Here is a 23,677-nt window from a genome sequence, read left to right on the forward strand (position 1 = left end):
GCCTTCGACGTTGTCGGTCGGCTTGTCGAAGGGCACGCTCGCCGGCGGCCGCGCCTGCAGGGCCGGTGCCTTCGGCGCCTCGTAGGGCTGGGCGTCGTCGGGCCCGGCGGCGGGGGCTTCGGGCTCGCTGGGGAAGAGCGTCGGCGGTGCGGGCGGCTCGTCGCCTTCAGCGGATGACGTTTGGGTGGCCGCGTCGCCGCTGGCCTCATCGTCGTGCGCGTCGCTCGTGTCGTCCGTTGCTGCCGGCTCTTCGGCGGCGAGTTCCTCGTCCGTCGGCAATGCGCTCGCGACGCTCACCAGATCGCCCACGCCGTTCGCGAGCATCGCGCGCAACAGCGGCAGCGTCACTGCGCGCTTCTGTTCGAGCGAGAAGCGGTCGAGCGCGTCGAGCAGGCCCATCAGGCTCGGCATGTCGCGCCGGAAATGCGTGAGCAGGTAGGCGGGCACGTCGTCGGCGAGCGCAATGCCGCGCTCGCGCGCCGCGAGCTTGAGGATCGCCGCCTTGCCTTCGTCGGAGAGCGGCGCGAGGTGGAACACGAGGCCCCAGCCAAGGCGCGTGCGCAGGTCCTCGCGCACGGCGAGCCCCATGGGCGGCGCGTTGCCCGTCGCGACGAGCGCGCAGGCGGGGTACGAGCGCACCTCGTTGAACAGGTTGAAGAGCGCGATCTGCTGCGCGCCCGAGAGCGAATCGCAGTCGTCCACCGCGTAGATCGTCACGCGCGGATCGAACGTGAACGCCGCCAGCGCGCTTTGCGGCCCCAGATAGCGCACGTGGCCCGGCGGCGCTTCGTCGGCGAGGGCGTGCAGCAGGTGGCTGCGCCCGTTGCCGGGCTCGCCCCAGACATAGAACGTGCGATCGGCGATCGGGCCCGCCATGAGCGCCGCGTCCAGACCGCGCAGGCGCGCGACCAGCTCGGCGTTGGCGCCGATATGGAAGTTGTCGAAGGTCGATGGCGGCGGGGTGCCGAGATCGAGCGTTAACTGTCGCTGCACGGTGTGTCTGGACGGAGTCGGTTCTAGTAAAGCGTGCTCTCGTGAGATTTGCTGAGATCACTGGGCCGCGGCCGCCGCAGCACGATGCCGAAGGCGAGCGCAATCCCGGTCCAGATAACGGCCCGACGCTGGTACGGTGCGTAATACGGTGTGTTGTGCGGCAAAACTCGGTTTCCGGTTGTGGGGCACAGGCGAGGCGCGTTCCAAATCTCGCTCCACCCGCGGCGGCGGGGCGCCGTCAATCGGTTAAAATCGCATTTTACCGACCTTCTGGCGCTTCCCCATGAATCAACCGAAATCCGGCCCCGCTAATCAGACACAGTCGCAGGACCAAGGCCTCTCCTACGCCGACGCTGGCGTCGACATGGTCGCGGGCGACGCGCTCGTCGATCGCATCAAGCCGTTTGCGAAGAAGACCCTGCGCGAAGGCGTGATGGGCGGCATCGGCGGATTCGGCGCGCTCTTCGAAGTGCCGAAGAGGTACAAGGAGCCTGTGCTCGTCTCGGGCACCGACGGCGTGGGCACCAAGCTGCGCCTCGCGTTTCATCTGAACAAACATGACACGGTTGGCCAGGATCTCGTCGCGATGAGCGTGAACGACATCCTCGTGCAGGGCGCCGAGCCGCTGTTCTTCCTCGACTACTTCGCCTGCGGCAAGCTGGACGTCGATACGGCGGCCACGGTCGTGAAGGGCATCGCGCAAGGCTGCGAGCTGTCGGGCTGCGCGCTGATCGGCGGTGAAACGGCCGAAATGCCGGGCATGTACCCCGACGGCGAATACGATCTCGCCGGCTTCGCGGTGGGCGCGGTCGAAAAGAGCAAGATCATCGACGGCAGCACGATCGACCCGGGCGACGTGGTGCTCGGTCTCGCCTCGAGCGGCATCCATTCGAACGGCTTCTCGCTCGTGCGCAAGATCATCGAGCGCGCGCAGCCGGACCTCGCCGCCGACTTCGACGGCCGTTCGCTCGCCGACGCGCTGATGGCGCCCACGCGCATCTACGTGAAGCCGCTGCTCAAGCTGATGGAAACCATCACGGTGAAGGGCATGGCGCACATCACCGGCGGCGGCCTCGTCGAGAACATTCCGCGCGTACTGCGCGAAGGCCTCACGGCCGAACTGAACCACGCGGCATGGCCGCTGCCGCCGCTCTTCACGTGGCTGCAAAAGCACGGCGGCGTGGCCGATGCGGAAATGCACCGCGTGTTCAACTGCGGCATCGGCATGGCCGTGGTCGTGGCGGCGGATCAAGCCGACGCCGCTGCCTCGCTGCTGGCCGCCGCGGGCGAGCAGGTGTGGAAGATCGGCGTGGTGCGCGAAAGCGAGGAAGGCGAAGCGCAGACCGTGGTGGTCTAAGCCTCACGCGTTCTCGCGAAAAAAATGCCCGCCATCGATTGGCGGGCATTTTTGCTTTTGGGCGCCGCGTTTGGCGTTACAGCACCGTGCGCACGTGCCACAGCTCGGGGAACAGCACGACATCGAGCATCTTGCGCAGATACGGCGCGCCACTCGTGCCGCCGGTGCCCTGCTTGAAGCCGATGATGCGCTCGACCGTCGTCACGTGGCGGAAGCGCCATTGACGGAACGCGTCTTCGAGATCGACGAGCTCTTCGGCCATCTCGTACAAATCCCAGTACTCCGAAGGATTGCGGTACACCTCCAGCCACGCCGCCTCGACCGTGGCGTCGTGTTCGGTCGGCAGGGTCCAGTCGCGGTTCAGGCGCTCGGGCGCGATCGCAAAGCCGCGCCGCGCGAGCAGGCGAATGACTTCGTCGTAGAACGAGGGCGCTTCGAGCGTCGCCTTCACCTGCTCGAAAATCTCGCCGCGATGCTCGTGCGGCTTGAGCATCTGCACGTTCTTGTTGCCGAGCAGGAACTCGATCTGCCGGTATTGATACGACTGGAAGCCCGACGAGGCGCCCAGGTACGGGCGCATGGCCGTGTATTCGGAAGGCGTGAGCGTCGAGAGGACGTTCCACGCCTGCACGAGCTGCTCCATGATGCGCGAGACGCGCGCGAGCTGCTTGAACGCGGGCGGCAGCGCGTCGCGGTGCACGTTGGCGAGCGCCGCGCGCAATTCGTAGAGCGCGAGCTTCATCCACAGCTCGCTCGTCTGATGCTGCACGATGAACAGCATCTCGTTGTGGTCGGGCGAGAGCGGATGCTGCGCATTGAGCACGGCGTCGAGCGCGAGGTAGTCGCCGTAGCTCATCGACTTCGAGAAGTCGAGCTGCGCGTCGTGCCAGCCTTCGCCTTCGCCTTGTGCCGCAGGCGCTTGCGCAGCGGGGGCGGGCGCGGCGGCGCCGTGTCCGAACGGGCAGCCGCCACGCGCGGTGCCGTGGGCCTCACTCGTGGTTTCACCCGCGTCGGGCATGCCCGGGATTTGCATGTGATCGTTCATCTGCCGCTCCTCAGGTCACCGCGCCGCGCTCGGCGAATTCGGGCTTGCGCCAGGACTCGGTGGCGAGCACGTCGCGCAGCGTCTCCACGGCGTCCCACACATCGACGTAGCGCAGATACAGCGGCGTGAAGCCGAAGCGCAGCACGCGTGGCTCGCGATAGTCGCCGATCACGCCGCGCGCGATCAACGCCTGCATCACCTCATAGCCGTGCGGATGCTCGAAGCTCACGTGCGAGCCGCGTTCCGCATGCTCACGCGGCGTGACGAGCGTGAGGCCGTATGCCTTGCAGCGCGTCTCGACCAGTTCGATGAAGAGATCGGTGAGCGCGAGCGACTTGCGGCGGATGGCCTGCATGTCGGTTTGCAGGAACACGTCGAGACCGCATTCGACGAGCGCCATCGAGACGATCGGCTGTGTGCCGCACAGATAGCGGCCGATGCCGTTGTCCGGACGATAGACAGGGTTCATCTCGAACGGCGACTTGTGGCCCCACCAGCCCGAGAGCGGCTGCGAGAACGCATCCTGATGGCGCTTGGGCACCCACACGAAGCCGGGCGAACCGGGGCCGCCATTCAGGTACTTGTACGTGCAGCCCACGGCGTAGTCGGCGTTCGCGCCGTTCAGGTCCACGGGCACGGCGCCCGCCGAGTGCGCGAGATCCCACAGCGCGAGCGCGCCCTGCGCGTGAATATGCTCGGTGAGCGCGCGCATGTCGTGCATCTCGCCCGTGCGGTAGTTCACGTGCGTGATCATCGCGACGGCCACGTCTTCGCGGATCGCGGCGCGCAGCTCGGAAGGATCGTCGACGAGGCGCAGCTCGTAGCCGCGGTCGAGCTGATCGATGAGCCCTTGCGCGATGTACAGGTCGCTCGGGAAGTTCGAGCGCTCCGAGACGATCACGCGGCGCTTCGGGTCGCGCGCGTTCTGCACGCGCAGCGCGGCGGAGAGCGCCTTGAAGAGGTTGATCGAGATGGTGTCGGTGACGACGACTTCGTCGTCGGCCGCGCCGATCAGCTTCGCGAGCTTGTTGCCCAGCCGCTTGGGCATGGCGAACCAGCCCGCCGTGTTCCAGCTGCGGATCAGGCCTTCGCCCCATTCGCCGCCGATCACGGCCTGCGCGCGCGCAGCCGACGCCGAGGGCGGCACGCCGAGCGAGTTGCCGTCGAGATAGATGGCGCCGGCCGCGAGCGTGAATTGCTCGCGCAGGGCGGCGAGCGGATCGGCGCGATCGGCTGCCAGGGCTTCGTTGCGGTCGTTCATGTCTACGTTTCGTTGTTTGGCTAATTTGAGGGGATTCAGTTGGCGGCGGCAGGCGGCAATTCGCGCAGCACGGCGCGCACGGGGCTGGCGTCGAGCGTCGCGAACTTCAGCGGCAGGGCGATGAGTTCGTAGTCGCCGGGCGCGATGGCGTCGAGCACAATGCCTTCGAGGATCGCCATGCCATGGGCGCGGATGCGGTGATGCGCGTCCATCGTCTTCGATTCCTGCGGGTCGAGCGAGGGCGTGTCGATGCCGATGAGACGCACGCCGTGCGCGGCGAGCAGATCGATCGTTGCCGGCGCGACGGCGCAAAACTTGCTGTCCCAGCGGTCCTGCGGCGCGTACGCGTAGGTGCGCAGCAGCACGCGCGGCGGGATGCCGGGTAACGCGCCTTCCACGTGTTCGGGCAGCACGAGCGGCGCGGCGCCCACGCAATGAATCACGCGGCACGCGCCGATATAGGTGTCGAGCGGCACCTCGCCGATCGGCGCGCCTGCGGCGTCGTAGTGCAGCGGGGCGTCGGTGTGCGCGCCGGTGTGCGGCGACAGCGTCACGCGCGCGACGTTGACCGGCGAGCCCGCCTCCATGCGCCACACGCGCTCGATGCCAACGGGCGTATCCCCGGGCCAGACGGGCGTTTCGGGGTGAATCGGCGGGGAAATGTCTTTGATCCTGGTCATGTCAGAGGCGGCTTGCGTTTGCGTTGTCTCCTGATGCTTCGAATGATAGGCAACCCCGCGCGAAATGTGCTTGCAAAAAAAACGCCGCAAACTTCGGTTGTTGGCACATAATTTGTCTTAAGCCGGGAATGGAGACCAAATATGAACGCAATCTCGCTTGATGCTACCGATTGCCGTATTCTCGCCGTGCTGCAGAACGAGGGGCGGATCAGTAATCTCGATCTGGCGGAGCGTATTTCGCTTTCGCCATCGGCGTGCCTGCGCCGTTTGCGGCTGCTCGAGGAGCAGGGGGTGGTCGAGCGCTACCGCGCGAGCTTGAATCGGGAGATTCTCGGCTTCGAGATGGAGGCGTTCGTGCAGGTGTCGATGCGCAACGACCAGGAGAGCTGGCACGAGCGCTTCGTCACGGCGCTGCGCGACTGGCCGGAGGTGGTGGGGGCGTACGTGGTGACGGGCGAGACGCACTACCTGCTGCGCGTGCTCGCGCACAACCTCAAGCACTACTCGGACTTCGTGCTCAACAAGCTGTACAAGGCGCCGGGCGTGATGGACATCCGCTCGAACATCGTGCTCACGACGCTCAAGGTGGAAGTGGGCGTGCCGGTGGACCTGATCGCGCAGCGCGAGCCGAAGAGCGCGCCGGCATAGACGAGGACGACGGGGCCGCGCCCCGCCGTATCAGAGCGACTGGAGCTGGTGGAACGCGCCGCCGTGGAAGACGAGCGGCGAAGCGTCGGTGCCGTCCTCGCGCACGCCGCAGCGTTCCACTTCCCCGACGAAAATCACGTGGTCGCCTTCGTCGTAGCGGCTGCGGTTGTGGCATTCGAACCACGCGATCGCGCCGTCCAGCACGGGCATGCCGGTGTCGCCGGCCGCGTGTGAGACGCCCTCGAAACGGTCGCCCTTCACGGTCGCAAAGCGCTTGCACAGGTCGAGCTGCGACGCGGCGAGCACATTGATCACATAATGGCTGTTCGAGCGGAACACGGGCATGGATGCCGAGCGCGTGGCGAGGCTCCACAGCACGAGCGGCGGATTGAGTGAGACCGAGTTGAACGAGCTGGCCGTGATGCCGATGAGCGTGCCGTCGGGCGCGCGCGTCGTGATCACGGTCACGCCGGTGGCGAACTGGCCAAGCGCGCGGCGGAATGCGCCGTCGTCGAAGTTGGGCGGGCTGGCGCGGCGGGTCATCGGTGCTGGCCTTCACGGGCCGCGCGCACGGCGGCTGGAGCAGAAATCGGGATCAACGTCATGTGGAAAATCGGCGAATTGTCACAATTTTAGCGGAAGCGGCGGATGGCGGGTCGCGCGAGGCACCGCGTAGTGGTGTGCGCAGTGAGGTCCGCGATGGCGTCCGCAGTCTCGATCAAAGGAGCGAACAGCATGAGTCAGACAGTCGAAACGGCCACCCTGGGCGGCGGATGCTTCTGGTGCCTGGAGGCGGTGTACCTGCGCGTGGAGGGAGTGAACGCGGTGGAGTCGGGCTACGCGGGCGGCCACGTGGCGAACCCGAGCTACGAGCAGGTCTGCGACGGCGACACCGGCCACGCCGAGGTCGTGAAGGTGGAGTTCGATCCTGCGAAGATCACGTACCGCGAGATTCTCGACATCTTCTTCGCGATTCACGATCCCACGCAGCTGAACCGCCAGGGCAACGACGTGGGCACGCAGTACCGCTCGGCGATCTTCACGCACTCCGAGGCGCAGCGCGAGACGGCCGGGCAGGCGATTCGCGAGCTGGCCGCAGAAGGCGTGTACGACGGCAAGATCGTCACCCAGGTGCTGCCGCTCGACGGCAACTATTTCCCCGCTGAGGCGTATCACCAGAACTACTTCGCGCAGCACCCGAACCAGGGCTATTGCTCGTTCGTGGTGGCGCCGAAGGTCGCGAAGTTCCGCCAGAAGTTCGCGCACCGGCTGAAGGCCGAATAAGCCTCAAAAGGCGCGCGGTGGTTTCGTTGCCGCTTCGCGCCTCAGTCTTCCTTTTCTGCTTCTTCTGTTTGCGCGCCGGGCGGCGTTTCGTCCGGCGTCGCATCGCGCGCGGCGTCCAGTGCCATTTCCCCGCGCAAGCGCTCCATCTCGTCCGCAATTGCCCGCGCGAGCTTCGCGCAGGTGAGCGGCGCCGATCCCTCCGCCTTGTTGTTGGTCGTGATCAGCACGGGCTGGCCCGCCATCGCGTAGCGCGCGGCCAGTTCCGCGAGCGTGACGCGCGTATGCGGGTCTTCGTCCACGAGCTTGTCGAACGGCTCGTAGCGCGCCTTCGCCTGCTCGTACTTGAAGCCGCTATGCAGGCTCCAGCGCACGATCAGCGGGCCGGCCGGGGCTTCGCCGTCCATCAGCGCGAGCGCGGCGGCCTGGCGCAGCGGGTCCGGCATGCGCGCGTGCAGGCCCACGCAGTAGCGCACGCCCGCGGCGCGCAGCGTGCGCACGAAGCGCGGCGTGAGCAGGATCGCGTCGCGGATCTCGACGGCGTAGCAGGGACCGTCGCCGGCTGCGGCGGGCTCGGTCGGTTGGGGCAGCGGCGGCAACGCGGCGAGGAAGGCGGTCAGCCGCTCGACGAACGCCGCCGGATCGGCCAGCAGCTGATCGGGCAGCGGCGGGAACTGGAACACGAGCGCGCCGGCCTTGCCGCCGAGGCCCGCAAGGCACGGCTCGACGAATTCGCGCGCGGCCAGCTCCGCGTTGAGAAAGCACGGATTCGCGGAAACGGGCTCGCCACGCTCGCCGCGCACGCTGGCGTCGGTGACGAGCGCCGGCGCCTTCACGATGAAGCGGAAGTGGTCCGGCACCTGCTGCGCGTAGCGCAGGTAATCGGTGACGGTGAGCGGCGCGTAGAACGAGCGGTCGATGCTCACCGAGCGCAGCAGCGGATGCGCACCGTAGGCCGAGAGGCCGTCGCGGGCGAGCTTCGACTGGCTGTAGTCCTCGCCGTAGACGATGCCGCGCCAGCCCGGAAACGACCACGACGAGGTGCCGAGGCGCACGCCCGCGGGCAGCGCGGCCGCGACGTCGAGCATGTCTTGCGCGGCTACGGCGGGCAGCACGCCGCGGCCGCGGCGCTTCGGGGCGCCGGGGTTGGGCGCGGGTTTTGGCGATTTTGCGCGCGGCTCGCCATCTTCGCGCGCTTCGATTTCCGTGTCGTCGTCGCGCGTGGTGCGGGCAGGGCGCTGGGTGGCGGGCTTCGTCGCAGGTGCGCTTGCCGGCGCCGCGAAGCCGAACAAATCAGGCTGCGGCTCGACGCGGCCGGCTTCGGCCTTCGTCGCGTTGCGTCGCGCAGCGGGGCGCGCAGCCGGGTGGGCGGCGTCGGGGCCGGAGTCGTTGGCCGGCCCGAGCGTCATGTCGCCAAACAGGTCGTGGCCGTCGTCGCGTTCGTTCATGCAGTGGCGTCGCGCAGTGGCGTCGTGATGGCGGTCGTGGGGCGAAGCCGCCTGGGACGGGCGCAACTGCGGGAACAGTCGACTCGCTGGCGGCGCGGCGAACCGCGCCGCCGCCTGCGTCATAGCGGCTTCTCGTACATATAGCGGCGCGACCACGGCAGCGTTGTCGCGCTGCGGCCGGCCTTGCGGCAGACGATCTGGAAGATCGACACGTCGTCGTGCTCGAACGCGTACGCGCAACCCGCCAGATAAACGCGCCAGATGCGGAACTTCTCGTCGTCGACGAGCCGTTTCGCTTCCTCGGCGCGCGCCTCGAAATTCTCCGCCCACAAATCGAGCGTGTGCGCATAGTGACGGCGCAGGCTTTCCACGTCAACCGCTTCGAGGCCGCCGTGCTGCGCCGCCTGGAGCGCGAGGCCGATGTGCGGCAGCTCGCCGTCGGGGAACACGTAGCGGTCGATGAACTCGCCGCCGCCCAGCGCCGTTTCGCCCGATTCGGCGTCCGACGAGGTGATGCCGTGATTCATGGCGACGCCGTCGTCGGCGAGCAGGTCGTGGACCTTGCGGAAATAGCCGGGCAGATTCTTGCGCCCGACGTGCTCGAACATCCCCACGCTCGTGATGCGGTCGAACTGGCCTTGTATGTCGCGATAGTCCTGCAGGCGGATCTCGATGCGGTCTTCGAGGCCCGCCGCCTTCACACGCGCGGTGGCGAGATCGAACTGGTTCTGCGAGAGCGTCACGCCCACGCAGCGCGCGCCGAACTTCTGCGCCGCGCGCAGCACGAGCGCGCCCCATCCGCAGCCGATGTCGAGCAGCGTGTGACCTTCCTTCACCTGGATCTTCGTGAGGATGTGGTCGATTTTCTTGAGCTGGGCGGTGGCGAGGTCTTCGTCGCCGTTTTCGAAGTACGCGCACGAATAGACCATGTTCTCGTCGAGCCAGAGCTTGTAGAACTCGTTCGAGACGTCGTAGTGGTACTGGATGGCCTGCCTGTCCGTGGACTTCGAATGCGTGAAATAGCGGCGCACGCGCGCGAGCTTGCTGGCGCTCGTGACGGTGTTGCGCGCGAGCGAATAGCTGATGTTGATGATGTCGGCGAGCTTGCCTTCGATGTCGATCTTGCCCTTCACGTAGGCCTCGCCGAGATTGTCGAGGCTCGGCGTGAGCAGGAGCGGCAGCGCCGACGCGCTATTGACCTTGAGCGTGACCCGAGGCGCGGCGAAGTGGCCGAAGTCGTATTGCTGCCCGCTCCAGAGCACGAGGCGGGCGGGCAAGTCGGCCTTGCTGCGCACTTCTTCTACCCACTGTGCGAGTTTTTTCTCCCAGAACATGCGTTTCTCTCCGTGTCAGATGAACGATTGAAGCCCAATGACAAAAGCGAATTGCGATGCAGGTTTTTTGGCAACAGCGTTACGGCAACAGCGAGGTACTCAACGACATACAACGAAAGCGGTGAGACGAAAACCCGGTGGGCGCGGCGTAAGTGCGCGTAACGTGCGTTACGCCGCGCGCATGCGCTCAGGGCGCGAGACGCTCGATGCGCCAGGCCGCATTTGCGCTCTCACGCGTGTAGCGGATACGGTCGTGCAGGCGCGACGGGCGGCCCTGCCAGAACTCGATGGCCTCCGGCACGAGCCGGTAGCCGCCCCAGTGCGGCGGGCGCGGCGGCGTTTCGCCATATTGCGCGGCGATTTCGCGCTCGCGCGCTTCGAGCGTCTCGCGGTTCGCGATCACCGTGCTTTGCTCCGAGGCCCACGCGCCGATGCGCGAGCCGAGCGGGCGCGAGTTGAAGTAGGCGTCGCTTTCCTCGGCGCTCGTGAGTTCGACCTTGCCCTCGATGCGGACCTGACGCTCCAGCTCGATCCAGTGAAAGAGCAGCGCCGCATGCGGATTTGCACTCAGCTCACGGCCCTTGCGGCTTTCGTAGTTCGTGAAGAACACGAAGCCGCGCTCGTCCACGCCCTTGATGAGCAGGATGCGCGCGGCGGGGCGGCCTTGTGCGTCGACTGTGGCGACCGTCATGGCGTTGGGCTCGGGCAGCTTCGCATCGAGCGCCTGGGCGAACCAGGTCTGGAACTGGCGGATCGGATCGGGATCGACGTCGGCGGCGTCGAGCGAGCCGAGCGAGTAGGTCTTGCGGAGATCGGCGAGGGAGGTCATCTTTTAGGCAGACGCTTCAATGCGGACTAGTATATCGAACCGGCGGCCAAACTTGGGGCGCCCGGCTAAGGGCGTCCGGCCTCGTTCGGCGCGTTCAGGCAAAATACGGGTCTTGCCAGGACCGCGACGGCAGTGTGCGACCGGTCCGCTTACGATTGCCTACCGTCATGTCCAGTACCCCGATTTCCCCTGCCGCCGGCTCCGTCGATCTTACCCCGAGCCCTGCCGACGATGTTGCCGACCGCGCCCGCCGATTCGGTGGAATCGCGCGGCTTTATGGCGCACCCGCGCTCGACGCGTTCGAGCGCGCCCATGTCGCCGTGATCGGCATTGGCGGCGTGGGCTCGTGGGCGGCCGAGGCGCTCGCGCGCAGCGCGATCGGCAAGCTCACGCTGATCGACCTCGACAACGTGGCCGAGAGCAACACCAACCGCCAGATCCACGCGCTCGACGGCAACTACGGCAAGCCCAAGGTCGAGGCCATGGCCGAGCGCATCAAGCTCATCGACCCGGCCTGCGACGTGCGCCTCGTCGAGGATTTCGTCGAGCCGTCGAATTTCGATGCGTTGCTGGGCGGCGGCTTCGACTACGTGATCGACGCCATCGACAGCGTGCGCACCAAGACCGCGCTGATCGCCTGGTGCGTGGAGCATCGCGTGCCGCTCATCACGGTGGGTGGCGCGGGCGGGCAGCTCGACCCCACGCGGATTCGCATCGACGACCTCGCGCTCACGATCCAGGACCCGCTGCTCTCCAAGGTACGCGGCCAGTTGCGCAAGCAGCACGGCTTTCCGCGCGGGCCGAAGGCCAAATTCAAGGTGAGCGCGGTGTATTCGGACGAGCCGCTCATCTATCCCGAAGCCGCCATGTGCGATATCGACGCCGAGGCCGAGCACGTCACCACGTCGCCGGGGCATCACGGTCCGGTGGGGCTGAACTGCGCGGGCTTTGGTTCGAGCGTGTGCGTGACGGCGAGCTTTGGTTTTGCGGCGGCTTCGTATGTGCTGCGCGCGTTGGCACATCAAGCCAGCGGGCGTTGAAGCCGAGCGCTGCGAACGCAAGAAAGCGTGCCTGACAAGGCACGCTTTCGTATCGCGCTGGAAATCGAGCGAACCGTGCGTCGGTCGCCTTATTCGACCGCTTCCGCTTCGTGCAGGCGCGGCAGCAGGCGATCGAACTCGCGGCGCACGAGACCGTAGCACTCGCATGCGCGCGCTTCGAGGCGCTTGCGGTCGAGTACGCGGATCTTGCCGCGGCTGTGATGGATCAGACCTTCGTCATGCAGCTTGCCGGCGGCTTCCGTGACGCCCTCACGGCGCACGCCGAGCATGTCGGCGATCAGTTGCTGCGTCACGCTCAGATCGTTGGAGTCGACGCGATCCACTTCGATCAGCAGCCACCGGCACAGCTGCTTGCTCAGCGAGTGGTGGCGGTTGCAGGCGGCCGTCTGCGCGATCTGCGTGAGCAGTGCGTGCATGTAAAGCAGCGTAACGCGACGCAGGAGGTCCGAGCGCGCAAACTGCTGCTTGAGCGCCTGCGCGCTGATGCGGTACGCGAAGCCCGAACTTTGCACCTGCACGCGGTTCGGCATCGTTTCGCCACCGGTCAGCACAGGCACGCCGGTCATGCCTTCCCGGCCCACTGCTGCAATTTCGACGGAACTGCCGTCTTCCATTGTCGTGAGCATCGAGATGACGGCGGTCGTCGGAAAGTACACGTGATGAATACGCTGGCCGCAATCGCAGAGCAGCTGTTCAGTGCGCAGTTGAACGAGTTCGAGATGCGGCGCCAATGCCTGCCACTCGTTTGACGGAAGCGCGCCCAGCAGATGATTGCCGTGCAGATCGGATTGAAGGGTCAACATGATCGGTCCTCGCGTAAAGCGGCGTATGCCGCCTCCTGTTTTTTCTGCTTCCGGCCGCCGAATTCTTTGTTATCGCCGTCGATCGGCTATACGTTCGTTGCGCCGGCCCCATAAGCCCCATTAGCGTTTTGCGATCTCTTTTGCGATCTCTTTTGCGATCTCGTTTGTCGGCATCTACGCCTGTGTGGCGAACTCTACTTAGCAGGGGTTGTGCCAGCAGCCGCAAAAGTGAGAACGCTTGCGGCCTGGCGCGGCGCGAGCTGTTTCCGGGGCGACGCAAAGTCGCATTATTGTTTCAGTTTTGTACTGCGCCAGCGCGGCGCCGTTTGCGAAGTCGCTAGAGTTTGATGCCGCCAACGCCTTGATTTATATAGCTACTTTCGCTCCTCAGACGGATGCGCGGAAATGAGTCCTCGCTGAAACATCGTCGGACCATCGCCTTGAACGCGTTGTGCGCCTGCCTTTGGTGCGCTGCGGTTTTGATTCGCTTCTGTTGGGGGGCTGCCGACACTGTCGTAAAAACGTTCGGATGTGAAACATCACCTTGCGCGGCCAACTTCGCGCTTCGTGCGCTGCCGCACATAACGATGACCGCGCGATGACAAGGCCTGCGCCGCAAGGACAAATTTGCTGGCGCGCCGTGCGTTCAATGTGGCTGCGCGTACAGATTCGCGCGATACGTATTGTTCAAATGTCACCCGTACGCCAATCAATAACGAGACTCGGTGCATGACTTCGGGGGGAGTGACGCGAATGAACAACGATGTGACATCTGCCGGCCTGATAGCCGCGATCAGCGAAGGTGACGCCGAACTCGTCGTTCAGCCCGTTGTGCTGGCCGGTGGTTCCGGCACGCGGCTATGGCCGCTTTCGCGCGAACACTGTCCCAAGCAGCTGATCGATCTGCTCGATGGCGAGTCGCTGCTCGAGGCGACTGTACGGCGCCTCGATGGCGTGTTCCAGCACGCCGGCGCCTCGCTGCCTGAAGCGCACCGAGCGGTTCGCAAGGCTGCGCCATTCGTCGTGAGCAGCGAGGACTTGCGCCATCTGACCGCCGACCGTCTTGGTCGCAGCGGCATGGCCGCTCGCTTCGTGCTTGAACCGCTCGCGCGCAACACGGCGCCCGCGCTGACGGCGGTGGCGCTTGCCGCAAGCCGCGACGGCGATCCGGTGCTCGTCGCCATGCCCGCTGATCATCTCATCGCCGACGGCGCCGCGTTTTCTGCCGCGCTCGAAGAAGCCGTGGCGCACGCGGCGCGCGGCGCCATCGTCACACTTGGTGTGCCGCCACAGCGTGCCGAAACGGGCTACGGCTACATCGGCGCGGGTTTGCCGCTTGGCAGCAGCGGCGCGCGCAGCATCGAGCATTTTGTGGAGAAGCCCGATGCCGAGCGCGCTGCAAACTATGTTGCTTCGGGAAACTATCTTTGGAACAGCGGGATCTTCGTTGTGCGCGCATCGGTCTGGCTCGCGGCGATCGCGTATAGCCGGCCGCTCATCGCGGCGCAGTGCGCGGCGGCCTTCGACAATGCCGCCGTCGACGCTGACGGCACCGTCCACTTGAACCGCGACGCGCTCGCCGACTGTCCGTCCGATTCGATCGACTACGCGGTGATGGAGTCGGTCGGCGTGAACGCGTTGCTCGCAGGCGTGGTTGTGCCGCTTCGTTCGGGCTGGTCGGACGTCGGGGCGTGGGATGCCCTGTGGCAGGTTTCGGAGAAGGACGAGAATGGCAACGTCGCGCGCGGGCGCGTGCTGTTCGAAGATGCGACGGATACCTTCGTGCATTCGGACGGCCGGCTCGTTGCCTGCGTGGGCGTGCGGGGCATGGTGGTGGTCGAGACAGCCGACGCCGTGCTCGTCGTCGCGAAGGAGCGCGTTCAGGACGTCAAGGCGGTGGTTACGAGGCTCAAGGCGCAGCACAGTGAGGTGGCGCGCCAGCACCGGCGCGTGGAGCGCCCGTGGGGCTGGTACGACTCGGTCGATCAGGGCGAGCGCTTTCAGGTCAAGCGCATCGTCGTAAAGCCGGGTGGCCGTCTGTCGTTGCAGATGCATCACCATCGCGCGGAGCACTGGACCGTGGTGCGCGGCACGGCGCGCGTCACGCGTGGCGACGAGGTGCTTCTGCTTTCTGAAAACGAATCGACCTATATCCCGCTCGGCATGACGCACCGGCTCGAGAATCCGGGCAAGACGGCGCTCGAGATCATCGAGGTGCAGTCGGGCTGTTATCTCGGCGAAGACGACATCGTGCGCTTCGACGACCAGTACGGTCGTGTTCAGCAGGCGTAGCCAACTGAACGCACGGCGAGGACGCACGCGGCGTCCTCGCCCGCTCGATATCAGTTCAGCGTTGCACTGAGCTTGCGCCGCCACTCGCTCACGAGCTGCGGCTGATGCGCCGCGAGATCGAACACGGAAAGCATGGTCTTGCGGCCCACGTCGTCGCGGAAGGCGCGGTCGCGCTTGACGATCTCCAGCAGATGCTCGAGCGCGCCCGCGTACTTGCGCCGCGCGATCAGCGCATTCGCCAGATCGAAGCGCGCTTCGAGGTCGCCGGGGTTGGCGGCGACCTGGGCTTCGAGTGCGTCGGTGGGCGGCAGGTCGGCGGCGGCGTCGAGCGCGTCGAGGCGCGTCTTGAGCGCGTTGAAGCGCGCGTCGATGCCCTGCGTGGTCTTGGGCGAGAGCAGCTCGACTTCCTTTTGCGCCTCGTCGGCTCGGTTGTCGGCGAGCAGCATCTCGATCAGGTCCATGCGCACTTCGTCGTTGCCCGGATCGAACGCAAGCGCGGCCTGCAGCGCTTCATAGGCTTCGTCGCGGCGGCCCTCGGCCAGCGCTTCCTGCGCGGTGCGGCGTGCGGCGTCGGCGCCGTCGGGGATCAGGCCGTCGAGGAACTGGCGCAGCTGGCCTTCGGGCAGCACGCCCACGAACTGATCGACCGCCTGACGGTCCGCGAACGCCACGACGTGCGGAATGCTGCGCACGCCGAAGTGCGCGGCGAGCTCCTGGTTCTCGTCGACGTTCACCTTCACGAGCTTCCATTTGCCCGCGTATTCGGTCTCGAGCTTTTCGAGCATCGGGCCAAGGCTCTTGCAAGGGCCGCACCAGGGCGCCCAGAAGTCGACCAGCACCGGCGCGAGCGCCGACGCTTCGATCACGTCTTTTTCAAAAGTGGCGAGAGTGGTGTCCATTGCGTCCTCGTTGAGATAACCGTTATGTCGCTAGTTGGGGACGAAACGCCCAGGTTTCAATCATCCCGCTGAAAGCGGCGAGCCTTTAGTGAGCCTTAAGTGAGCCTTTAGCGCGGCTTCTTTTCCGGCAGCGGAATCCATTCCGTTTCGCCGGGGACATGCCCCATTTCCTGGCGCGTCCAGGCCTCCTTCGCGGCTTCGATCTTCTCGCGCGAGCTGGCCACGAAGTTCCATTCGATGAAGCGCTCGCCTTCGAGCTTTTCCCCGCCGAGCAGCATCACGCGTGCCCCGTTCGTGCTCGAGAGCGTGGCGGTTTCGCCTGGCACCAGCACGGCCATGGTGTGCTGCTCGAGCGGCGTGCCGTCGATCGCGAGATCGCCTTCCGCGAGATAGACGCCGCGCTCTTCGTGCTCCGCGTCGAGCGCGAACGCACTGCCCGGCGCGAAATCTGCGGCGACGTAGAGCGTGCCGGAAAAGGTCTCGACCGGCGAGGTCGCGCCGAACGCCGTGCCCGCGATTACGCGCATCGTGACGCCGTTGCGCTCGATTTCGGGCAGCGTGGCGGCGGCGTGATGGAAGAACGACGGCTCTGCATCCTCGTGATCGAGCGGCAGCGCCACCCAGGTCTGGATGCCGTGCATGGTGAGGCCGGTGGCGCGGTCCTCGTCGGGCGTGCGCTCGGAGTGGACGATGCCGCGCCCGGCCGTCATCCAGTTCACGTCGCCGGGCACGATCTTCTGGCTGGAACCGATGCTGTCGCGATGCATCAGCGCGCCGTCGAAGAGATAGGTGACCGTTGCGAGCCCGATATGCGGGTGCGGACGCACATCCACGCCCGAGCCCGGCGCGAGCGTGGCGGGGCCCATGTGGTCGAAGAAGATGAACGGGCCGACGAGGCGGGCGGCGAGCGCGGGCAGTACGCGCCGCACATAGAGATTGCCGATGTCGCGTTGATGGGGCTTGAGAACCGCTTTGATCGATGAGGACATGATGCTTCCTGGATGAGTCGTACGGCGCGGGTTATCGTCGAAACCGGCTCGCGGGCACGCCGTGCGCGAGGCTGGCGCTCATTCTAACGCCGGCTTTCCCGGCGTGCGGCCAAGGCAACGGCCCGGCGTTGGCGGCACGGCGCGCCGAGGTGCGAGGCGGTATGATCGCCGCTTCGAAGAACAGGTATGACGCAAAAACGGGAGAAAGGGGATGTCGCCGAAGGACCTGTTGCTCGCGCTGGTGGTGGTGCTCGCGTGGGGCGTGAATTTCGTCGTGATCAAGGTGGGGCTGCACGGCGTGCCGCCGCTCCTGCTCGGCGCGCTGCGCTTCATGCTGGCGGCGTTCCCCGCGGTGCTGTTCGTGAAGCGCCCGCAATTGCCGCTGCGCTGGCTGCTCGCCTACGGCGCGACCATCTCGCTCGGCCAGTTCGCGTTCCTCTTCACAGCCATGTACGTAGGCATGCCGGCGGGTCTCGCTTCGGTCGTGCTGCAGGCGCAGGCGTTCTTCACGCTCGGCTTTGCGGCGGTGTTTCTGCGTGAGCGCTTTCACGCGCAGAACGTCATCGGCCTGTTGATCGCTGCAGGCGGGCTCGCACTGATCGGCTTGCAGTCGATGGGAGGTGGCGCTCAGGGGATGACCATCGCCGGCTTCGTGCTCACGCTGTGCGCGGCCTGCATGTGGGCGCTCGGCAATATCGTCACGAAGAAGGTGGGCAAGGTGGATCTCGTCGGCCTCGTGGTGTGGGCGAGCCTCGTGCCGCCGCTGCCGTTTCTCGTGCTTTCGTACTGGATGGAAGGCCCGCAGCGCATCGTGGCCGCGCTCTCGGGCATCGGTATGACGTCGGTGGGCGCGATCGTCTATCTCGCGTTCGTGGCGACGCTCATCGGCTATAGCCTCTGGAGCCGCCTGCTCTCGAAGTATCCCGCCAGCCAGGTGGCGCCGTTCTCGCTGCTCGTGCCGATCGTCGGGCTTGCCTCGGCGTCGCTGCTGCTCGGCGAGCAGTTGAGCGAGGCCGAGATCGGCGGCGCCGTGCTCGTGATGGGCGGCCTCGCCGTCAACGTGTTCGGGGGCTGGGTCAAGCAGCGCCTCGGGGCCGTGCGCTCGTAACGCCTGCGCGCCAATAAAAAACGCCGTGCGAGCCCGAAGGCGTGCGCGGCGCTTCCGAAGCCGCTGGATGCCTTACGCGGCGCTCAGGTCATGCGGCTCTTCGCAAGCGGCGGATTGGCCGCGAAATAGCGCTTGATGCCCTTGAGAATTGCGTTGGCCATCTTCTCGCGATAGGCGTCGTCGTTGAGCCGGGTCTCTTCCTCGGGATTGCTGATGAAGGCCGTCTCCACGAGGATCGACGGAATGTCGGGTGCCTTGAGCACCGCAAAGCCCGCCTGCTCGACCGAGCCCTTGTGCAGCTTGTTGATCTCGCCGACCTCGTTGAGCACGAAGCCGCCGTAACGCAGCGAGTCGCGGATCTGCGCCGTCGTCGACATGTCGAAGAGCGCGCGGTTCACGGCGGCGTCGGCCGTCTGCACGCTGATGCCGCCGATCTGGTCCGACGAGTTCTCCTTGTTCGCCATCCAGCGCGCCGCGGCGCTGGTCGCGCCGTGCTCCGACAGCGCGAACACCGACGAGCCGCGCGCTTCGGGCGTGGTGAACGCATCGGCGTGAATCGAGACGAACAGGTCCGCGCCCACGCGGCGCGCCTTCTGTACGCGCACGTTCAGCGGCACAAAGAAGTCGGCATCGCGCGTCATCATCGCGCGCATGTTGGGCTGGGCGTCGATCTTCGCGCGCAGCTTCTTCGCGATGTCGAGTGCGACGTGCTTTTCGTAGGTGCCCGCGCTGCCGATCGCGCCCGGGTCCTCGCCGCCATGGCCCGGATCGATCGCGACCGTCAGCAGGCGCGTGGTGCCGCCCCTGGTGGACTTCGGCGTGGTGAAGCCGTAGTTGTCGTCGGCGCTGGCGCTGGCGCTTTCGTCGTCGTTGTTGCGCTGGGCGACGACGGGTGGCTTCGGCGCGGCAGGCTTCGGCGCACGCGGCGCAACCACGGGGGGCGCCGGACGCGGCGTGCCCGGCGCGGCACCCGCGTCGTTCTGCGCGTAGCGCTCGAAGAACGCGTCGCTGTTGTCGTGCGCGGGCGGTGCGCCGATTCCAGCATTCGGACCGGCGAGCGTCGGTGGCGTGGAGGGCGGCGCGCTGTCCTTCATCGCTTCGTGCGCGTCGAGCTGCTGCTGCTTGCGCTCGGTTTGCGCGAGCAGGTCCATGAGCGGGTCGGGCGCGACCGCCGGATAGAGGTCGAACACGAGCCGGTACTTGTACGAGCCGATCGGGGCCAGCGTGAACACCTGGGGCTTCACGCCGCCCTTGAGGTCGAACACCATGCGCACCACGTGCGGCTGGTACTGGCCCACACGCACGGCCTGGATTTGCGGATCGTTCGGCGTGATCTTGGAGACGAGGTTCTTGAGCGCGTCGTCGAGATCGAGTCCGGTGAGATCGACGACGAGACGATCGGGGCCCTGCAGCAGTTGCTGGGTGTTCTGCAGCGGCTGGTCCGATTCGATGGTGACGCGGGTGTAGTCGCGCGCGGGCCACACCCGCACGCCGACGACCGAAGTGGCCCACGCGAGGCGCGGCACGGCAAGACCGAGCACGAGCGTGGAGGCGCCCGCCTTCAGAATCTGCCGGCGACGCCAGTTGTGCGTGGCGGTGGCGGCCGATTCGATCGAGCGGAACGGTTTGATTAACATCTTTCTAGACATGCCTTTCCTGATGCGCTGTATGCGTAGGCGGTGAGCACGCGGCCTTCGCCGCTTGCATCCGGCTCCAGCGAGAACACGAGATCGGGTATGCCAAGCAGGCCGCCCGCGCGTTGCGGCCATTCGACGAGGCATACCGCATCTTGCGCGAAATATTCGCGAAAGCCCGAGTCGGCCCATTCGGCCGGATCGCTGAAGCGGTACAGATCGAAGTGATAAAGCTGGAGTTCCCCACAGGGCGTGGCGACCGTGTACGGTTCGACGAGCGTGTAGGTGGGGCTGCGCACGCGGCCCGTGTGGCCGAGCGCGCGCAACGTGGCGCGCACGAGCGAGGTCTTGCCCGCGCCGAGGTCGCCGTGCAGCTGCACGTGCAGGCCGTGAAAGGGCGGCGCGTCGTGATGCTGTGCGCTCGTTTGTGCAACATTTGCGCGCAGCGAGTCGAGCGCGTGCGCAAAGCGTGCGCCGAAGGCGTCGGTGGCGTCGGCGTCTGCGAGATCGAAACGGCGCTCGAGGAGAACGGCGGCGGATGGATCAAGCGAAAGCGGCGCGTGGTCGTGACCGGGGCTGTCGGGCATTCTCGTAAAATGGCGTGATGAACCCCAAGCATTCCCCTTCCAACTCCGCGCAGGATGCGCGCGCGTCTTCGGAGGCGTTCGACCCAACGTCCGTTCAGGCGGGTGCTCGAGCGCAGGCTCGAGCTAACGCGCCGCGCGATTCGACTGCGCCGGCCGTCGAGCAGGCCACGCGGCTCGATGAGGCGGCGCTCGCCGCGCTCGCGGCGCGCATCCGGACTTGGGGGCGCGAGCTGGGGTTCGGTGCGATCGGTATCAGTGACACCGACCTTTCCCATGCCGAGGCGGGCCTCGCCGCGTGGCTCGAAGCGGGTTGCCACGGCGAGATGGATTATATGGCCAAACATGGGATGAAACGCGCGCGGCCCGCCGAGCTTGTGGCCGGCACGCGACGCGTGATTACCGCACGCATGGCCTATTTGCCCATCGATACGCTCGCGCCGAATGCAGCGGGAAAGACGCACGAAAGTGCTTCGCAAGGCGGCGCGAATCGCGGTGAGGGCACTGGCGCTGAAGTTGGCACGAACGTTGCCCACTCGAGCGTTCACGCCGACTGGCGTCTGCGCGAGCACGCGCGTCTCGCCGACCCGCATGCCGCCGTCGTGTCGATCTACGCGCGCGGCCGCGACTATCACAAGGTGTTGCGCGCGCGGCTGCAGCAGCTTGCCGCGCGCATCGAGGCCGAGATCGGCCAGTTCGGCTTTCGCGTGTTCACCGACTCAGCTCCCGTGCTCGAAGTCGAGCTGGCGCAGAAAGCGGGCGTGGGCTGGCGCGGCAAGCACACGCTGCTCCTGCAGCGCGACGCGGGCTCGCTCTTCTTTCTCGGCGAGATCTATGTGGACGTGCCGCTGCCCACTGACGCCGACGAGCCGGCCAGCGCCGCGCCCGAAACGCCAGGCGCGCATTGCGGCAGCTGCACGCGCTGCATCGACGTGTGCCCGACGGGGGCGATCACCGGCCCGTATCGCGTGGATGCGCGGCGCTGCATTTCCTATCTCACGATCGAACTCAAGGGCAGTATTCCCCTGGAACTGCGCGAGCTGATCGGCAATCGTGTGTATGGCTGCGACGACTGCCAGCTCGTGTGCCCCTGGAACAAGTTCGCGAAGGCCGCGCCCGTCGCGGATTTCGACGTGCGCCACGGGCTCGATCGCGCGAGTCTCGTCGACTTGTTCGGCTGGAGCGCGGCGCAGTTCGACGAGCGCATGCAGGGCAGCGCGATACGGCGCATCGGCTACGAGAGCTGGTCGCGCAATATCGCGGTGGCGATGGGCAATGCGCTGCGCGCCACGCATGAAGGCGCGGATAGCGCCCGCGACGCCGCGCGCGCCGCGATCGTGCAGGCGCTGCGCGAGCGCGAGCATGACGAGTCCGCGGTCGTGCGCGAGCACGTGCTCTGGGCGCTCGAAGCGGCTTGATGCGGATGAAAATGGCAGAGGCTGGCATGGACCTGAAACGGAACGACGGCGCGCTGGAAATCGCGCACACAACGCGGCACCATGGCGTGCAACGTTCGCGCACGAAGGAGACGACGATGTTCAACGCAGTGATCGACGCGCCGTTCGGCAAGGTCGGCATCCGCACCGTCGGGCCAGCGCTGCGCGAGATCGTCTACCTGCCGGGACAGACGGCGAGCGTCGAGCCGGATTGCGAACTCGCCGCGCGCGCGGCTGAGCAGATCGGTCAGTATTTCGAGGACGCTGACGCCGGCTTCGACCTGCCCCTCGCACCGCTCGGCACCGAATTCCAGCGGCGCGTGTGGGACGGCATCTGCGCAATCGAAGCCGGAGAGGTCCTCACCTACGGCGAACTCGCGAAGCGCATCGGCGGCGTGAGCCCGCGCGCCGTGGGCCAGGCGTGCGGCGACAATCCCTTTCCGCTCGTGATTCCGTGTCATCGCGTGGTGTCGGCGAGCGGCCTTGGCGGCTTCGCGCATCACGGCGGCGAAGGCTTCTTTCTCGACGTGAAGCGCTGGCTCCTTGCCCACGAATGCACGTCGAACCGATTTCAACTGCGCTAACACCATGACCGGGATGCGTGGCAAGCCCCGTACGTCAGGTTATTTCAGGGCGGGAAAGGATAGCGCGGACGCCGACGGCGTCCTTGACAACGCGCGAGTACTGGTAAGCTTCCTCTTATGCAACGACTCCAGGCCTTCAAGTTTGAACTGATGCCGACCGGCGAACAGCAGCGCAACATGCGCCGCTTCGCCGGCTCGTGCCGGTTCGTCTTCAACAGGGCACTGGCGTTGCAGAAAGAACGCTACGAGCGCGGCGACAAAAAGCTCGGTTATGCCGGGCTGTGCAAGGAACTCACCGCGTGGCGCAATGGCACGGATACACCATGGCTGTTCGATGCTCCGGTCCATCCCTTACAGCAGGTGCTGAAGGATCTGGAGCGCGCCTATGCGAACTTTTTCGCCAGGCGGGCAGGATTCCCGCGCTTCGCAAGGCGCGGCCAGTCCGACAGCTTCCGCTACCCCGATCCGAAGCAGATCAGGCTCGATCAGGGAAACAGCCGTATCTTCCTGCCCAAGCTTGGCTGGCTGCGCTATCGCAACAGCCGTGATGTGCCTGGTGAAGTGCGTAACGCCACGGTCTCGTGCTCAGGCGGCAGGTGGTTCGTGTCGATCCAGACTGCCCGCGAGGTCGAGCAACCGGTGACGGCCGCAACTTCGGCGGTCGGCATCGACATGGGCGTGGCCCGCTTTGCCTCGCTGAGCGATGGCACCTGTCTGGCGCCACTGAACAGCTTCAGGAAGCGTGAGGCGCGCTTGCGCCGCTACCAGCGGGCAATGAGCCGCAAGGTGAAGTTCAGCAGCAACTGGAGGAAGGCAAAGGCCCGAGTCCAGCGCATTCATGCCCGCATCGCCAGCGTGCGGCGCGACTTCCTTCACAAGGCCTCGGCCACGATCAGCAAAAACCACGCGCTCGTGTGTATCGAGGACCTGAAGGTGCGAAACATGTCGCGCTCGGCGGCTAGTACGTCCGACCAGCCTGGCAGAAAAGTGCGGGCCAAGTCAGGCTTGAACAAGGCGATACTCGATCAGGGCTGGGCAGAATTCCGGCGGCAGCTGGAGTACAAGGTCGAATGGGCTGGTGGCTGGATCGTTGCCGTGCCGCCGCACAACACAAGCCGTACCTGTCCGTGCTGTGGCCACGTCTCTGGCTCCAACCGCATGATGCAGGCTAGGTTCTTCTGTGTCGAATGCAGCTACGAGGCGAATGCCGACCTGGTTGGCGCGATCAACGTGCTTCGTCGTGGCGAGGCACTGCTGAGCAGTGAAGGGCTGGAACTAGCCCGGATAGCCTGTGGAGAGAAGGTGCAGTCAGGCCGCTCGATGAAGCAGGAACCCACCGAGGTGACGTGCGATGGCTAACTCCATCAACGGCGCGGCAGGAATCCTCCCCATTCATGGGGAGGAGGATTTC

Annotated in this window: 21 protein-coding genes and 1 pseudogene; 9 read left to right on the plus strand and 13 right to left on the minus strand. The window is 66.2% G+C overall.

Translation table 11 applies throughout. The features are described from left to right. Positions 1 to 315: 315 nt before the first annotated feature. Positions 316 to 993 (minus strand): annotated as a pseudogene (gene hda / locus AB4Y44_RS11950) (DnaA regulatory inactivator Hda); the annotation flags it as partial. Between the two features lie 283 nt (positions 994 to 1,276). Here hda and purM point away from each other — a divergent pair. Beyond that, positions 1,277 to 2,350: a phosphoribosylformylglycinamidine cyclo-ligase gene (gene purM, locus AB4Y44_RS11955; protein ID WP_368699638.1), complete on the plus strand. Its 1,074-nt coding sequence runs from the start codon at positions 1,277 to 1,279 to the stop codon at positions 2,348 to 2,350. Positions 2,351 to 2,426: 76 nt separating this feature from the next. Here the strand turns inward: purM and kynA are convergent, their stop codons facing one another. The 3 genes from kynA to kynB are packed head-to-tail and all read right to left on the minus strand — an operon-like array spanning position 2,427 to position 5,336. Continuing rightward, complete coding sequence (kynA, locus tag AB4Y44_RS11960; RefSeq protein WP_368699639.1) at positions 2,427 to 3,395, minus strand: tryptophan 2,3-dioxygenase; 969 nt, start codon at positions 3,393 to 3,395, stop codon at positions 2,427 to 2,429. A gap of 10 nt (positions 3,396 to 3,405) precedes the next feature. Beyond that, positions 3,406 to 4,656 (minus strand): kynureninase, encoded by a 1,251-nt coding sequence (kynU, locus tag AB4Y44_RS11965; protein WP_368699640.1) that lies wholly within the window; start codon positions 4,654 to 4,656, stop codon positions 3,406 to 3,408. Between the two features lie 35 nt (positions 4,657 to 4,691). After that, positions 4,692 to 5,336, minus strand: a complete 645-nt coding sequence (gene kynB, locus AB4Y44_RS11970; protein ID WP_342919285.1) for an arylformamidase — start codon at positions 5,334 to 5,336, stop codon at positions 4,692 to 4,694. A 141-nt stretch (positions 5,337 to 5,477) separates the two neighbouring features. Between kynB and AB4Y44_RS11975 the strand changes: the two genes are divergently transcribed. Further along, entirely contained in the window at positions 5,478 to 5,984 is a 507-nt protein-coding gene (locus tag AB4Y44_RS11975; RefSeq protein WP_028202039.1) for an Lrp/AsnC family transcriptional regulator, read from the plus strand. A gap of 30 nt (positions 5,985 to 6,014) precedes the next feature. Here AB4Y44_RS11975 and AB4Y44_RS11980 read toward each other — a convergent pair whose 3' ends face one another. Beyond that, positions 6,015 to 6,527, minus strand: a complete 513-nt coding sequence (locus tag AB4Y44_RS11980) for a flavin reductase family protein (protein ID WP_069267771.1) — start codon at positions 6,525 to 6,527, stop codon at positions 6,015 to 6,017. Between the two features lie 192 nt (positions 6,528 to 6,719). Between AB4Y44_RS11980 and msrA the strand changes: the two genes are divergently transcribed. Then, positions 6,720 to 7,268 (plus strand): peptide-methionine (S)-S-oxide reductase MsrA, encoded by a 549-nt coding sequence (gene msrA / locus AB4Y44_RS11985; protein ID WP_368699641.1) that lies wholly within the window; start codon positions 6,720 to 6,722, stop codon positions 7,266 to 7,268. A 41-nt stretch (positions 7,269 to 7,309) separates the two neighbouring features. On the opposite strand, the gene AB4Y44_RS11990 is transcribed toward msrA, so the two are convergent. The 3 genes from AB4Y44_RS11990 to pdxH form a co-directional block, all read right to left on the minus strand. Beyond that, a complete protein-coding gene (locus AB4Y44_RS11990; RefSeq protein ID WP_368699642.1) occupies positions 7,310 to 8,713 on the minus strand; it encodes a DUF72 domain-containing protein in 1,404 nt (467 codons plus the stop codon). A 119-nt stretch (positions 8,714 to 8,832) separates the two neighbouring features. Beyond that, a complete protein-coding gene (locus AB4Y44_RS11995; protein WP_342919283.1) occupies positions 8,833 to 10,047 on the minus strand; it encodes a cyclopropane-fatty-acyl-phospholipid synthase family protein in 1,215 nt (404 codons plus the stop codon). Between the two features lie 187 nt (positions 10,048 to 10,234). Beyond that, a complete protein-coding gene (gene pdxH, locus AB4Y44_RS12000; protein WP_342919282.1) occupies positions 10,235 to 10,876 on the minus strand; it encodes a pyridoxamine 5'-phosphate oxidase in 642 nt (213 codons plus the stop codon). A gap of 167 nt (positions 10,877 to 11,043) precedes the next feature. Between pdxH and tcdA the strand changes: the two genes are divergently transcribed. After that, positions 11,044 to 11,916 (plus strand): tRNA cyclic N6-threonylcarbamoyladenosine(37) synthase TcdA, encoded by an 873-nt coding sequence (gene tcdA, locus AB4Y44_RS12005; protein WP_368699643.1) that lies wholly within the window; start codon positions 11,044 to 11,046, stop codon positions 11,914 to 11,916. Between the two features lie 89 nt (positions 11,917 to 12,005). On the opposite strand, the gene AB4Y44_RS12010 is transcribed toward tcdA, so the two are convergent. Then, positions 12,006 to 12,740 (minus strand): Crp/Fnr family transcriptional regulator, encoded by a 735-nt coding sequence (locus tag AB4Y44_RS12010; protein WP_324156713.1) that lies wholly within the window; start codon positions 12,738 to 12,740, stop codon positions 12,006 to 12,008. Between the two features lie 753 nt (positions 12,741 to 13,493). On the opposite strand from AB4Y44_RS12010, the gene AB4Y44_RS12015 reads away from it, so the two are divergent. Then, a complete protein-coding gene (locus AB4Y44_RS12015; protein WP_368699644.1) occupies positions 13,494 to 15,032 on the plus strand; it encodes a mannose-1-phosphate guanylyltransferase/mannose-6-phosphate isomerase in 1,539 nt (512 codons plus the stop codon). A gap of 50 nt (positions 15,033 to 15,082) precedes the next feature. Here AB4Y44_RS12015 and trxA read toward each other — a convergent pair whose 3' ends face one another. Continuing rightward, the gene (trxA, locus tag AB4Y44_RS12020; protein WP_368699645.1) at positions 15,083 to 15,931 is read right to left on the minus strand and encodes a thioredoxin; all 849 of its coding nucleotides are present in this window, start codon (positions 15,929 to 15,931) and stop codon (positions 15,083 to 15,085) included. Positions 15,932 to 16,038: 107 nt separating this feature from the next. After that, positions 16,039 to 16,920: a pirin family protein gene (locus AB4Y44_RS12025; protein WP_368699646.1), complete on the minus strand. Its 882-nt coding sequence runs from the start codon at positions 16,918 to 16,920 to the stop codon at positions 16,039 to 16,041. A gap of 211 nt (positions 16,921 to 17,131) precedes the next feature. On the opposite strand from AB4Y44_RS12025, the gene AB4Y44_RS12030 reads away from it, so the two are divergent. After that, a complete protein-coding gene (locus AB4Y44_RS12030) occupies positions 17,132 to 18,028 on the plus strand; it encodes an EamA family transporter (protein WP_368699647.1) in 897 nt (298 codons plus the stop codon). Positions 18,029 to 18,111: 83 nt separating this feature from the next. Here the strand turns inward: AB4Y44_RS12030 and AB4Y44_RS12035 are convergent, their stop codons facing one another. Together AB4Y44_RS12035 and tsaE are read right to left on the minus strand one after the other, a co-directional pair. After that, positions 18,112 to 19,677, minus strand: a complete 1,566-nt coding sequence (locus AB4Y44_RS12035) for an N-acetylmuramoyl-L-alanine amidase (protein ID WP_342919276.1) — start codon at positions 19,675 to 19,677, stop codon at positions 18,112 to 18,114. Beyond that, positions 19,659 to 20,249: a tRNA (adenosine(37)-N6)-threonylcarbamoyltransferase complex ATPase subunit type 1 TsaE gene (gene tsaE, locus AB4Y44_RS12040; protein WP_342919275.1), complete on the minus strand. Its 591-nt coding sequence runs from the start codon at positions 20,247 to 20,249 to the stop codon at positions 19,659 to 19,661. Before tsaE ends, AB4Y44_RS12035 begins: the two co-directional genes overlap by 19 nt. 17 nt (positions 20,250 to 20,266) lie before the next feature. On the opposite strand from tsaE, the gene queG reads away from it, so the two are divergent. The 3 genes from queG to AB4Y44_RS12055 all read left to right on the plus strand — a co-directional run bounded on the left by queG (position 20,267) and on the right by AB4Y44_RS12055 (position 23,625). Continuing rightward, positions 20,267 to 21,664, plus strand: a complete 1,398-nt coding sequence (gene queG / locus AB4Y44_RS12045) for a tRNA epoxyqueuosine(34) reductase QueG (protein ID WP_368699648.1) — start codon at positions 20,267 to 20,269, stop codon at positions 21,662 to 21,664. A 116-nt stretch (positions 21,665 to 21,780) separates the two neighbouring features. Continuing rightward, on the plus strand, positions 21,781 to 22,266 hold the full coding sequence (locus AB4Y44_RS12050) for a methylated-DNA--[protein]-cysteine S-methyltransferase (protein WP_342919579.1): 486 nt from the start codon (positions 21,781 to 21,783) through the stop codon (positions 22,264 to 22,266). 117 nt (positions 22,267 to 22,383) lie between these two features. Next, positions 22,384 to 23,625 carry an RNA-guided endonuclease InsQ/TnpB family protein gene (locus tag AB4Y44_RS12055; RefSeq protein WP_368699649.1) on the plus strand — a complete coding sequence of 414 codons (1,242 nt, stop codon included), beginning with the start codon at positions 22,384 to 22,386 and terminating at the stop codon, positions 23,623 to 23,625. Positions 23,626 to 23,677: the final 52 nt, after the last annotated feature.

The organism is Paraburkholderia sp. BR10937, assembly GCF_040965695.1.
Classification (GTDB): domain Bacteria; phylum Pseudomonadota; class Gammaproteobacteria; order Burkholderiales; family Burkholderiaceae; genus Paraburkholderia.